The organism is Planctobacterium marinum (assembly GCF_020687805.1).
Classification (GTDB): domain Bacteria; phylum Pseudomonadota; class Gammaproteobacteria; order Enterobacterales; family Alteromonadaceae; genus Planctobacterium; species Planctobacterium marinum.
Window position 1 is genome coordinate 593511 of record NZ_JAJEWQ010000003.1, and the last position, 13096, is coordinate 606606.

Sequence of the window (13096 nt, forward strand, 5' to 3'; positions counted from 1 at the left end):
ATAAGCAATGAGGCTTCTGTTTTTTAATAAGTAGTGCTTGAAATAAAATTTTATCGAATAAAACCTCGAAATACTTTTTAGTTTGAATTCAGAAAAACACAATACCAATAACAGGATTGTTCCAATATAAATCATCAAAAAAAGATACACGAAATATTGACGATGGTCTGATATGTAAATCATCGCAGCAAAGCACAGAATGGGAAAATAAAACTTCACCAAACATATCAAAGACCATAATAGGTATTGCTTTTGGTAAATACACAATCGTTGAAACTCGTCGTACATTTTCTCGGCACAACAAGCAATACTGAGCATAAAAGCAAACAATAAGTCTTCAGTCATTACAAAACAAAACACAAACAACAGCACATAAAACAACTGAAAATGAGCTCTAATATAATTGATATACCTCAGTCGAGTTTTACCTGTTAATTTCTGCGATGAGTCCTTCCCAAGCAGCCTTTTATAAAAATCTTTGTGCGCTTCAGAATTAAGGAAAACCAAACCAAACTGAACAACGGTTATTATCAAGGCATAATTCGCAGATAAATCACCTTTGCCGAAAGACATGAGCAAAAATAAGAATAAAGGCCTAGACAGAAGTGATAAGACTCTGGAGGTGAGAAAGATTGAATATTCAAAACGAAGAAGTAAATTGTTGTCCATATAACCACCTGGCGGTATCAGTATTTATCTTATATAAATACTAAATATCCAACACTGTGAAAGTGGTTTCAGAGGCTTGAAAAACCTTTATTAAAGTCTCTTGTGCTCTCAACTGCCCGTCCATTCTGCCCTTAATATCCACTAATTTTCCTTCTAGTGGGACGACATACTTATGTACCTTTCGGTATCTATGGTCCAACATTGCAGTGGAATGAAAACCAACAAGATCAAAATCAATGACATCAGAAGAAAGCTTAGAAAGTGCACCACTTATGGACCAGCCAATATCAACAACATCTTGGGTGTTGTCATCAGAGCGTGGATGAGGCGAAAAGCAAAACTCATCATAGCGGTCACTAAGCTTACATTGCAATGATTTTAAAACCATCACTTGTGTATCTTTCTTGACCCCCATAGAAGCTAAATGTTGCCCCACAAAGACTAACTTTCGCCTCTCAACTAGAAAACTTGGTTCAAAACTTTCAGGGCTTAATCGGGATGTAAACAATTGAATGTCAGGTCTTCTGGCTCTTACAAAAGCAGGCTCAGTGGTGATCCTACCGGCTTTTTGTAAGTTCTTAACAAAATAGCGCAGCACCATTTTTTTAAACGATGTCATTCCACCATCATCAAGATATTTTACGTCGTAATTGTAGTCATCCGCGACGAGGTTAATAATACCATCCTCTGCAATAAATACTCTCTTTCCGATTAGATTTGCGCAACTCAACACACAAAGCTGAATAAAGCTACGGAAATCACCGAGTACCAATGCATCTGACTTGAACAAAGCAAAAATACTGTAAAGCAAAAAGCTAACGCGATTATTCACACTTTCAGTTTGAGTGCTGCCCTCCAACTGACCGCGAATATTCCAGTGAATATTTTGGTAGTTTTCGAGTTCAGAGCACCCTTTTGCAACTGATTGCTGATAAGGTGTTTCTGTTAAAACAAGATAACGCATTTAACTCACCAGTTTTTCACAACCAGAAAACACATCTACCCACCCAATTCTTCAAAGACGTATGTCATTTTCCTGATATTCCAGGACATGCTTTAAATCGTAAAGTACATGATTAGTTTTAGCTAGCTTAGTTATCTCAGCTCGCCCCATATCACGGAATTGATTGTGATTAACCGCAAGAATAATTGCATCATATGCCCCTTCTTCAGGCTTCGGAACCAGCTCAATAGCATATTCATTCCTAATTTCTTCGGCCTTAACCATAGGATCGATCACATCCACTTCAACACCAAACCCAGTTAATCGATTGTAAATATCAATTATCTTAGTATTACGAACATCAGGGCAGTTTTCTTTAAAAGCAACACCCATAATTAAAATTCGCGCTCCATTAACATGAATACGCCTTTTTAACATGGCATTTATCAACTGCTGCACAACGTGCTCAGACATACTTTCGTTGATGCGTCTCGCTGCGAGAATAAGCTCAGGATGATAACCAACAGACTGTGACTTACGAACTAAATAATAAGGGTCAACTCCGATACAATGACCACCTACCAACCCTGGTTTAAAATTCAGAAAGTTCCACTTGGTTGACGCAGCCTTTAAAACATCTTCCGTATCAACACCAAGCCGACCAAATATCTTCGCAAACTCATTAACGATTGCGATATTAATATCTCTTTGTGTATTTTCGATAACTTTTGATGCTTCGGCTATTTTGATATTCTTAGCCTTGTAAGTACCTGCTGTGACAATGCTACGGTATAGCTCATCAACAAAGTCTGCTGTGGTAGGAGTTGACCCCGACGTTACCTTAGTAATATCGGTCAACCGTCTTACTTTATCTCCTGGGTTTATTCTTTCAGGACTATAGCCGACGAAAAAATCCTGATTAAATGTCAGACCGGATGTTCTTTCTAAAACTGGTACACAATCGTCTTCGGTAGCCCCAGGGTAAACGGTTGATTCATAAATAACAATGTCGCCATTTGAAATTACTCCTGCCACCAATTCTGATGCCTTGATCAATGGAGTAAGGTCCGGTTGCAAGTGCTCATTGATTGGCGTTGGTACAGTGACAATGTAGACGTTAGCTTGCGGAAGCTTTTCTCTATCAGTTGTCAAAGTTAAGTTGGAGGCAGCAACAATCTCTTTTTCAGTCACCTCTAATGTTTCATCAAAACCGTTTTTCAGCTGAGTTACACGGTTTGAATTAATATCAAAGCCGATTACTTTATATTTCTTTCCAAACTCAACAGCTAACGGCAGACCTACATAACCCAAACCAATTACCGCGATTACAATATGTTCCCTTTCCATCGTGAATTAGTCCTTTTGAATAATCTCAGTTCGTTTATAAACTTCAATCATAATTAACAAGAAAAATGATAAGATGAGTGATACAACAAAACCGACTAAAGCGATCATCAGTTTGCTCGGCGAATCTGGAACCCCCGACAGTCTAGCAGCCCTTGATATTTTAACCAAGTCAATCGATTCCATACTGACGTTAACATATTGCTGAAGCACTTGCTTTTTGGAAGTCAGGCTTGCCATTTCTGTAATAAACTCATCATCTGATTGCCTGACTTTCAAGTTTTCCAATTCTGGATCGTTTTTGATAAACTCTTTCTCTTTCAGAAGCTTAATAGCTTCTTCGCTATATTTAAGTGGGTCTTCTCGAGATTCGAGCGACTCTCCCAGTGCCTTCAAATACTTTTCACCCATTAAATATAAGGGTAGCGTTGTGTTATTGTCAGTGAGTTTTATGTTTGTAATTTTTTGACCGGCAGGCTGATTTAGTTCTTCTAGCGGAGTGGGTTTTTCAATACCCAATTCCGCGGCTATTTTCCTAGCTTCACTAATCATACTAATCTGCTGTTCAATGTCTCTAAGAGTATTCACCCTTAAGATTTCAAGTTGACGATTTATCTTTCCTATTTTTTCCTGATTTTCCGAGGTCAAGCGGCGGATGGTAAACTCTCTGTGATTTCGAGCATTGGTGCGCAGACTTTCGATTTCCAGTTCAACAGCGTCTATACGAGCGTTAATTAAAGCTATGGCTTCTGTTTGGTAATAGTTTCTTAATTGTTCATTGAGGAAATCTGTATATTGATTAAGGAAGTTAACGGCAAAATGTTCATCGTGCCATTTGAGTTTAATTTCCAAGGCAACAAGTTCATCTGTTGATTCATCATTACTCCCCTCATACTTGCCCTCAATGGAAAGGTTGCTCAACAATTGAGCCATGAAATGAGCGTCACTAAAATCATTTTCGATTTCTTGAGAGCCTACAACATAGTCATCGAGAAACTTGCCTAAAATGACATCGGACTCAACAATTAACTTAGTTTGAGCCAGTACATTTATTGTAGCAACTGACTCTCCCACTTGATTCGCTATTTGCTCCAAAACACTTTGCGGGGGTGAAACCAACAACAAATGTTTAGTGTAGTTTTTTTTCATAACAGAAGAAACAACGACGGTCATTGCAACGCCAACTATCAAAAATAAAAGAAATAATTTCCAACGTTTCAGCGCTACAAAAAAAACATCCCCAAGAGTTACGTACATATTTTATTTACTTTATTCCGAAATTGAGCGGGCGCAATATTACTAAAAGCCCGTAATAAACTCAACTCCCCATATTCATAGAAGGTGCTTATTCAAAGGGGCAATAGAGGTTACGACTACTGTTAATTTCGATATTGGCATGTAATCGATCTGGCTACTTTTTCTATACTAAACACAGAAATCAAACGTTCATAATTGCGCCTCCCCATGGTTTTTAACCTGTCATTATCATTGTGTAGTTCTTGCAAAACCTTAACTAATTCTGAAACATTTCCAGTTGGACAAATTACACCGTTTTCACCAGCAGAAACAACATAAGACATTCCTGAGCCTTCAACATCAGAAACCAAAACAGGAAGCTTGTAATTAGCGGCTTCTAATAAAACAACCCCAAATGCTTCTGTTCTCTCTAAAGATGGTAGTAATAATATATCCACGGTTTTCAATATATCGTTCTTTTTCGCTTCACTCGCCGCACCATGCCAGCGCACCCTCTCATCAAGGTCCAATAAGGAACAAAGATTTTTGAGCTGATTTTTTAACTCACCATCTCCTATGATATCCAATGTCACGTCTATTCCCATCTCAACCAACTGACTCAGTGCGCCTAAAACTTCTTTGTGCCCCTTGTAATATACTAACCTACCTAGCATGCACATTTTAAAACCATTGCTTTTCTGCACTTCAGCATCGTTTAATTTTGAATCAGTAAGCTTAATACCCAAAGGAATTACCTCACACTTATGATGAAATGGTTTTAATGGGATACTTGAATACATGTATGGGGCTGATGTAGCGATCACTGTATCAGCTTTTTTAAGTAACTGGACTTCAAATACTCGATAAATTGGATAGCATAAACGAACCAGCTTAGTGGGAGTTGAACCAAGTACATCGGCGTGCCAGTGTATAATCAACCTCGCTTCTTTTGCAAATAAATCCTTAAAAAGTATTATCCAGAATGCCGATAAATTTGGCATGTGAATATGTAAAATGTCAGGTTTTATATTTTTTATCGCTTTGAACAATCTGATTGGGTAAATGGGTGAAACTGGTGCAAATATGAATTGCCCATAACTCTTTGCTTCTATTACCTTACAACCTTTCCATGTGTACTCGCCTGATTTAGATTGCAAACTGTCCGCATGTACCAGAGCAGAGACTTCCAATCCCTGATTAACTTGCTCTTCCATAAGTTGCGACATGAAGGTCTCAATTCCCCCATACCTGGGGGGAAAGTACTTTCCGATGTGCAGTACTTTCATTAATCTACCTGCAATTGTTGTTCACATTGCTTTTTCAGTAAATTGGCATTGATGTTTTCGGGGTGGTAGCGTAACGCACGATTAATCATTCCCATCGCGTCACGACATTGCCCCTGAACAACATCTAGTTTAGCCATAACAGCGAGTAGATCTGCTTTATCCTGATTGCGACTGGCAAGCTCCAACGCTTTAATGCCATAATATTTAGCTTCGCCTTCTTTGCCCTGGGAATTTAATAAATCGATGTAGGCAACAACAGTTCCAGTCTGAATTCGACCTAGCTTTTCAGCCACCTGGAAGGTGATTTTAAACCACTTGGTGGCATTGACTCTGTCTCCTTTTTTTAGAAATTTAACAGCAAGGCCGCTGTACATCCGGGTATTTTCACCTTCCTGACGTAGTTCATGTCGGTAAAACTCAATTGGATCACCCCACAAGGTGACTCTGTCATGAGTAACGTAGGTAAAAAATAACACAACACAACAAGTAGCCAGCAAAACAAGGGCTTTGAACCGGCTGAACAGTATCGACCACAAATAGGCCACCAGTATGGTCAGTGCCACATTTGGCAGGTAAGCGCGATGTTCAAAAGAAAGGTCTCTGATGGGGATTAAGCTTGATTCCACTAAATGCAACACAAAATACAATAGAATTGAGAAAGCGATAACCGGATGTTTTGCGCGCAACTTATACGCAATGCTAAGCGCGGCTATGGTGAGACCAAACCCTAGCCAAACCAACGAAGATGACCAGGTTAAATTTTCCCAACCGTATTCAAGGCGCAATGGAAATGGATAGAAAAATTTACTGATATACATCCAGATAGCAAAAAATTGATGGGTCAGGTATTCCCATCGGGTATAAAAGTCTGTTTCCCGGGATGCGCTATCAAGTAAACTGACATACTTCCCACCGTTAACAAAGTCCACCAAATGCAACAAGAATAAACCCACCAAACCGGCTAATAACAATCCAGTGATCCGTCGTGGATCAAGTTCTTTAAGCAATAGTATTTCGATCAGTAGTATGGCAATTGGAAACGTGGCAATGTTTTGTTTTGTATGCAAACCTAAAACAAACAATACAACGGTGGTCAAAAGCCATAACACCTTGTTAGAGTCTGAAATTCTGAACTTGATATAACAGCCTAACCCCAGAATATAAAATAGCGCGGTCAACATCGCTAGTCGCTGTATTACATACACTACAGATTGCGAATTCAAAGGTAAGATGGCAAAAATTATCGCTGCGACCAAGGATAAATAAACGGTTTGTTTTTCAGATAATTTCAATGCTGCACAAATTGTTTTTGTAAAAAAAAGCACGGCACAAACCACAAGTAAATGGATAACGATGTTACTTAAATGGTAACCAGGCACCTCAGTACCGTAGAGTTGATAATCCAGGGCCAGAGTCAGGTAACCCACTTCACGCATTGAGTACCATTTACTGATCTCATTGAAGTCAAGGGACTGAATAACCGGGTTATTTGCAATTGAATCATAATCGTCGAGGTAAAATGGCACGCTCAACGAGGGAAAGTAAGCCAGTCCAACAAGTATGACTATTAGCGCAAAAAACAAATAATAAGCTCTGTTCGTTTTCATATTTTTATAGCCGGGAGTTATTAACAAAAAACAGTATGCGAAGGTGTGATGGTATCGGATTCATCAGATGTTGAAATTTGAAACTACAAAAAAGCGGGCCATAGGCCCGCTTTTAAACTAAATAGTAAATAACTATTAGTCGATCAGGACACGGTCACCACGAGAGTTGTAACCGGCAGTTACGTCAATCGCTGCTGAATCCGCGTTGATAGTCAGAGTCAGAGCCAGACGGTCACCGCTATTACCCAGACCACAAGACTCAAGCGCTGTAAGCACTGCACCACCAATACTGGTTACTGCATTGCCAGCTGCTGAAACGCTTAGCTCGCCACAGTTAGCAGTTTCACCGCTATCTGAAATTGCAGACAATTCGATACCTGCATCAACAGATGAAGTGTTAGCAACATAGATGAACTGAGTCAGACCAGAACCGTAAGGCATGAACTCGATAAATGCAGAAGTACCGCCCAGTGTCCACGCACCGATTGAGCTGGAACCCAGGTTCAATGTACCTGGAGTTGCAGGCTCAGCGCCAGCACCGTCTACGTCAAAAGAATAAGAAACAGTAGTTTCTGCATTGTAAATGCTCTCAGTAAGAGCAACGTCACCAGGTACGTCGAACTGCCATGTGGAGATACCGTTATCAGCATCACCAGACAGAGTCAGTGTCAACTCGTCCATGTCATCATTCAATGACTCAGTAGCAGTAGCAGAACCAGCAGCAACTGTGTTGTCTACAGTAGCAGTATCGAAGTCACCGTCTGAATCCAGAGTCCAGTCGAAGCTACCAGAAGTAGTCACAACTGAAGTTACCGCTGTTGCAGTAGTAGTCATCAGGTGAGTACCAGTAGTTACAGTAATGTCGAACTCGTCTAACGTGGCATCGCCATCGCTGTTAGCGGAGAAAGAGTAACGAGAATTAGTTACGTCAATTACACCGTTCAGGTCGGTATCACCTGTTGCACCCAGTGTCCACTGGCTGGCAACAGATGCGATAGTAGTAGCAGCACCAGTATCAAAGTTTGCATTACCACGCTGAGCTGAAGAAGCAACTGAGATTGAACCAGCAGCTGTATCAGTAACGTCTAAAGTAATACCAGTCAGGTAGTAAGCAGTGCTACCTGCCAATACGTTATCCGCATCAACACTGATAGTAACAGACGTGCTAGTAACATCAATAACACTGGTCAGACCTGCACCAACACGTGTAGCACCAGCAGCATTTTCAAGACCAACTGTAGAAACTGTAGTTGCAGTTGTGTCAATAGTTGCACCAGAGAAGGTGAAAACCAATACGTCGTTATCGTTGTAAGCTACAGATGGAGTCCATCCAACGCGCAATTCGTTGCTGTCAGCAGAGTTAGGTGTATTACCTACTACGATTTCACCTGCATTAGCCACAAGGCCTTGAGAAGAAATCACCTGTTGGATACCAGCAGCAGCGCCGTTATCAACAGAAGTAATAGTTGCAGCGTTTGCACCGAAAGTTCCAGCAACAGCAGCAGCAATTAGTGTTTTTCTAAGAATAGAATTCATTTATCAATTCTCCAATTTCATGAAATTGGGAGCATTAGCATTTTATAAGTGTGCTTGCTCCGGTTCCAGTTCCTTAATTTTACCTAGGGTTTAAGGATCGCGACTGAAGGCATCATGCCAAGTCGCTTCCTCTGACAATTCTTATGTATGAGTAAGGCTATGTCAACAACAAAATGCAATAAATCAGTGTTTTACAGCACAATTATTTAACAACTTTCGTTCATTGCACAAATTGTACATTCTGTACCTGGTTTTGAAAATCAGAAAGCAATTTTTGCCACTCTTCATTTGACTCCAGCACTTTCGGTGTGACCAACATTACCAGCTCAGTTTTCGTAGAAGTCTTACTTTTGCCTTTGAATGCCTCGCCCACCAAAGGCAGCTCAGATAAAAACGGTACCTTAGTGTCACTGTCAGATGCATTTTCACTGATCAGCCCTCCGAGAATGACAGTCTGACCGCTGGTGACCACAGCTTCTGTAGACAGCGTCCTCTGAAAAATAGATGGCGTACTACTATCGGCGGTGGCTGCCACGGTATTACTGATATTTAGATTAATGTTCATTATCACTACTCCTTGTGCGTTCACCGTGGGAGTAACAGAGACATCGACACCGGTATCTCTGTACTGAACATTTGTAGAAGTCACACCATCATCCACTACAGTCCCCGCCTGAACAGGAATTTGAGTCCCCACATTAATAGCAGCCGAGACCCCGTCTCTGACCAACAATGACGGATTCGATATCACATTAACAAAGCTATTTTCTCTAAAAAATGACGCTGTTACCTGACTGGTACTGTCTCCCAGCCAGGTAAAATTGGTACTACCAATTGCCTGAGTAAAAGAACCAAATGTACCAGAGCCTGATACTTCAGAGTTGTTTCTCAACGCCCACTCTACACCGTAACGAAACTCATCAGACAAGGTAACTTCAGCAATCATTACTTCCAGAATGATTTGTTTGGGTAATATATCCAGCTTGTTCAGTAAGGGTAGTAAGTTATTGTATGTGCTACCTGTGGTGCTAAAAATGAGCGAATTACTGCGTTCGTCCACCACAAAGGATACATTAGAACTACTAAAGGTTGTTTTTTGAGCTTCGCCTTGCTGTGTCTCAGCTTCCAATTGCTGAGCATTAGCGCCACTATTCGTCCTGTTTTTTCGCAACGAAGGTCCACCCAATGTGAGTAATTGGCCGACACTTTCACCGATATCCGCAGCCCGGGCATATCTGGGTGTATAAACAAAATACTGAACATTCTCGCCTTTAGAAGGTTGGTCCAGAATATTACTCCAGTACCGTACCCGGTTTAACAACGCTTCATCAGGTGAAAAAACGGCGATCGCTGCCACTTGCGGTAAAGGCACCAACAATACATTTTTGTATTGCTCATAGCCCACTCCCAATACGATACCTTCACTGCGCAAAACATCGGCAATTTGCAACAAATAGTTTTCTGTTGAGATGTATTTCAGCGAAAGTAAACCGATGTGCTTTCCTCTATTGGCGGGGACATCTAAAAGATTGATAAGCTCTATCGCCCTGACAACATTCAGTCGATCTGACAACACAAATAAGGAACTTTGCTCCACATCCGCAGTAATTTCGGCATCAATCATTTTGCCCAGGGTTCTTTCGACTGCCAATTTGATGCCGTATTTCAACGGAATAATTTGCAGAATTTGACCATTAGTTTGTGGAATAGATTCCAATGTATTGCCGATGCCAATCGCCGCTTTCGCTCTGCTTAGTGCAGCTTTTTGAAAGAAAAATGTATTGCTTTCGAAATCAATACTAATCTGATTTCGGGATAGCAGTTCAGCCACCATATCGTACACCTGTGCTTTCGTAACAGTTTCTGAAACATTCAGAGTCAATGTCTGTTTGTCATTTTTCACATCAGGGCCGATTACATAATTAGCTTTTAGAATTTCACCGAAAATATAATGAATAAAACTGGCTACCGGCATGCTATCCGCAGCAAAAGTTACCGTTGCCTCGTTTTTTTCAAAGTAATCAATGGCTTTGCGGGTAACAACATTTTGCTTTTCAGAGCCGATGCTTTGCAGTCGCTTAAACCCCTGAGTGCGCTCTTCACGCTCGGCTTCAACGGCACCGTCAACGTCTTTTAGTTTGCCATTTTCATCGTATAAATAAGACTTTCCAATCCGGGTAGGTTCGAACTTTTCACTGGACTGCTGTGTAGTTGAACAGGCAGTCAAAACCATAATTATGATAGTTGAGCAAATGCTGTGTTGTAGTATTTTATCCATTGCGATGAGTTACCTTAAGAATCTTGTTTAAATAATTCGAGGTGGATTTGTGAAGTACCACTGGTCAATTCAATTTTGTTTTCAAAAATTGCGGTTAATTCAAAATCGCCAATCTGATTGTTCAGTTCTAATTTGCGAAACTCACTGGCCCTAGTTTCGTAGTTGATTAGCTGCACCACGGCAAAGATATCTCGCTCTTTGAATATCCCGGCCAGTGAAATTTGGTGCTGATCATCAAAGTTGCTGAAATTAGGCAGTAACGTTTTATCAATAACTTTTTCTTTCGCGACTTGCGTTTCTTCTTCAATGCTGTCCTGGTTTATTTTCTTTCTGTCTGGTAACAGCGTGTCGAACAAAGCGATGAGGGTTTCATTATTAACCTTTTTCTGTTCCGCGATCGATATCTCAGGTACCTGATAATCCTGAAGGTTTGAGTTAGACGAAATATTGTTTCCCCCTAAACTCCCGACAACCGAAAACAATAATGGAATTAACCAAAAGCAGGCCAAAACTTTTAATGTTGTACTGAGGGCTATTTTATTCATCATTCACCAAATAATATATCCGTACCGTAAAATGACCTGATGCATTACCCAGCAGTTTCCGACTCAAAATTTGTCTTTGCACAGATAACTGGAAGTCACTGGTGACAACACCAAATCCGAGATTTTTGATATCGCTATGTAACAACATTACCCTTTCCAGATCATCATCAAATACAACTTTCAACAGCGAACTTGAAGGAACACCTGTGGTAGATCCCGACCACTCCAGACTCTCAATCTTCGCGTCCACGGCTTTAGCCTTTTCCTCCAGACGTTGTTGAAAGTCAAACTGAGCCTGTTCTGCACTTTGCGCTACTTCAAACTGCGCTTTTGCATCACTCAAACGACTATCAATTTCAGCTTCCTGCTCCTGCATTTTGTTAACTTCACGGATCACGGATTTGCCTTTGCTCAATCGCTCCGACAGTTGTTCAATTTCAGACACCTGAGACTCGGTATATTCATCCAGTGGCATAAACACAAATTTGATGATCACTAAGCAAGCGACCAAAAGCAGCATAAGTTGTTGTCTATTCATTATTCGTCCCCTGTGCAGAAGCAGCATTTACTGCTGCATTTGCCTGAAACGTAATATTCACATTGAATCTTTGCTGACCACGAAAGTTTTGAACTGCATTGGCGAAGGATGCGGACTTAATATAGGGCAGTCGTTTTACATAACTCAAACTGTCTGTGGCCACTTTAGATTGCAATCGGACCCACATTCCCTCGTTAGTTGTGCGGATTTTTATTATAGATATATCCTTTTGCATCACTTCTCCCAGAAAACGCCACATCTGCATATCAATATTTTGCCCGGCATCCTGATTAGCGAATTCTGCAAATACTTTTCTTTTTTCCAGAATGGATTGCCGGGTTTTAATTACGCTGGCAATGTTTTGATCTGCAATGTCTTTTTCCAGTTGATTAATGTTAAAGGCATAAAATCCAATCAGACTGAAATAGTAAAGTAAGGCCCCACCAAAAGCCCCCAGTAAAATGGACGGCCAGTTAAACATTTTGGCGATTTTCTGCCTAAATTGCTGCGCTTTAACAATCGCTAAGCCGTGTGACTTTGATATTTTGAATAGCTGTTCATATAGACTGTGCGCATAATCCGTTTCCTGAATTTCAGTACTGGCGATAACGGGGGCACCGATGGACATCAAAAAGTACTCAGCAGATTTAAACGCCCCCAATCTGGCTGCGGTGTAATTACCATTAATATCGTTAAACGAAAATACACTGCTACCACACCGTTGAATCTGGAATAAACGATCTTTATCAAATTGAGCCAACAATAATGATTCAGGTAACCAGGCGAACAGTTTGTGGCTAAAACGCTCAAAAAGGTGAGATTGAGGCGTCCAGATTTTTACTACTGAATCATGCTCTCGTATCTCAGGCTCTGTCAACATAGCTACTGACGCGACTTCCTGGCGAATGATTTCTCGCAGGTCACTTTTATCCGTTACCGGGTACTTCTTAAGGACTTCGGTTAAATTCTCCCGCGCAATAAGCAGCACCGGAAAAGGGGCTTTGAGAAATACGTCATCATCAACTGGTTTAAATTCTTTATCGATTATCCGATAAAGTTGCTGCCCCCGGATAAAAAACAGGTTGTTGCGTAAATAAGAATGCACCAACTTCAT

Annotated in this window: 10 protein-coding genes; all 10 read right to left on the minus strand. The window is 40.7% G+C overall.

Annotated elements, in window-relative coordinates; genetic code table 11:
• Window positions 1-709 precede the first annotated feature (709 nt).
• The 10 genes from LJ740_RS12295 to LJ740_RS12340 all read right to left on the minus strand — a co-directional run bounded on the left by LJ740_RS12295 (window position 710) and on the right by LJ740_RS12340 (window position 13096).
• Window positions 710-1633, minus strand: coding sequence for a hypothetical protein (locus LJ740_RS12295; protein WP_229529383.1), 924 nt, complete (start codon window positions 1631-1633; stop codon window positions 710-712).
• 51 nt (window positions 1634-1684) lie between these two features.
• Window positions 1685-2959, minus strand: a complete 1275-nt coding sequence (tviB, locus tag LJ740_RS12300) for a Vi polysaccharide biosynthesis UDP-N-acetylglucosamine C-6 dehydrogenase TviB (RefSeq protein ID WP_229529384.1) — start codon at window positions 2957-2959, stop codon at window positions 1685-1687.
• A 6-nt stretch (window positions 2960-2965) separates the two neighbouring features.
• A complete protein-coding gene (locus LJ740_RS12305) occupies window positions 2966-4213 on the minus strand; it encodes a GumC domain-containing protein (RefSeq protein ID WP_229529385.1) in 1248 nt (415 codons plus the stop codon).
• Window positions 4214-4335: 122 nt separating this feature from the next.
• Window positions 4336-5478 carry a glycosyltransferase gene (locus LJ740_RS12310; RefSeq protein WP_229529386.1) on the minus strand — a complete coding sequence of 381 codons (1143 nt, stop codon included), beginning with the start codon at window positions 5476-5478 and terminating at the stop codon, window positions 4336-4338.
• On the minus strand, window positions 5478-7085 hold the full coding sequence (locus LJ740_RS12315) for a tetratricopeptide repeat protein (protein ID WP_229529387.1): 1608 nt from the start codon (window positions 7083-7085) through the stop codon (window positions 5478-5480). The genes LJ740_RS12310 and LJ740_RS12315 overlap by 1 nt, the downstream gene beginning before the upstream one ends.
• A 135-nt stretch (window positions 7086-7220) precedes the next feature.
• Window positions 7221-8621, minus strand: a complete 1401-nt coding sequence (locus LJ740_RS12320; protein WP_229529388.1) for a hypothetical protein — start codon at window positions 8619-8621, stop codon at window positions 7221-7223.
• Window positions 8622-8841: 220 nt separating this feature from the next.
• Entirely contained in the window at window positions 8842-10899 is a 2058-nt protein-coding gene (locus LJ740_RS12325; protein WP_229529389.1) for a secretin N-terminal domain-containing protein, read from the minus strand.
• A gap of 14 nt (window positions 10900-10913) precedes the next feature.
• On the minus strand, window positions 10914-11444 hold the full coding sequence (locus tag LJ740_RS12330; RefSeq protein WP_229529390.1) for a hypothetical protein: 531 nt from the start codon (window positions 11442-11444) through the stop codon (window positions 10914-10916).
• Window positions 11437-11982 (minus strand): hypothetical protein, encoded by a 546-nt coding sequence (locus tag LJ740_RS12335; protein WP_229529391.1) that lies wholly within the window; start codon window positions 11980-11982, stop codon window positions 11437-11439. Before LJ740_RS12335 ends, LJ740_RS12330 begins: the two co-directional genes overlap by 8 nt.
• The gene (locus tag LJ740_RS12340; protein ID WP_229529392.1) at window positions 11975-13096 is read right to left on the minus strand and encodes a hypothetical protein; all 1122 of its coding nucleotides are present in this window, start codon (window positions 13094-13096) and stop codon (window positions 11975-11977) included. The genes LJ740_RS12335 and LJ740_RS12340 overlap by 8 nt, the downstream gene beginning before the upstream one ends.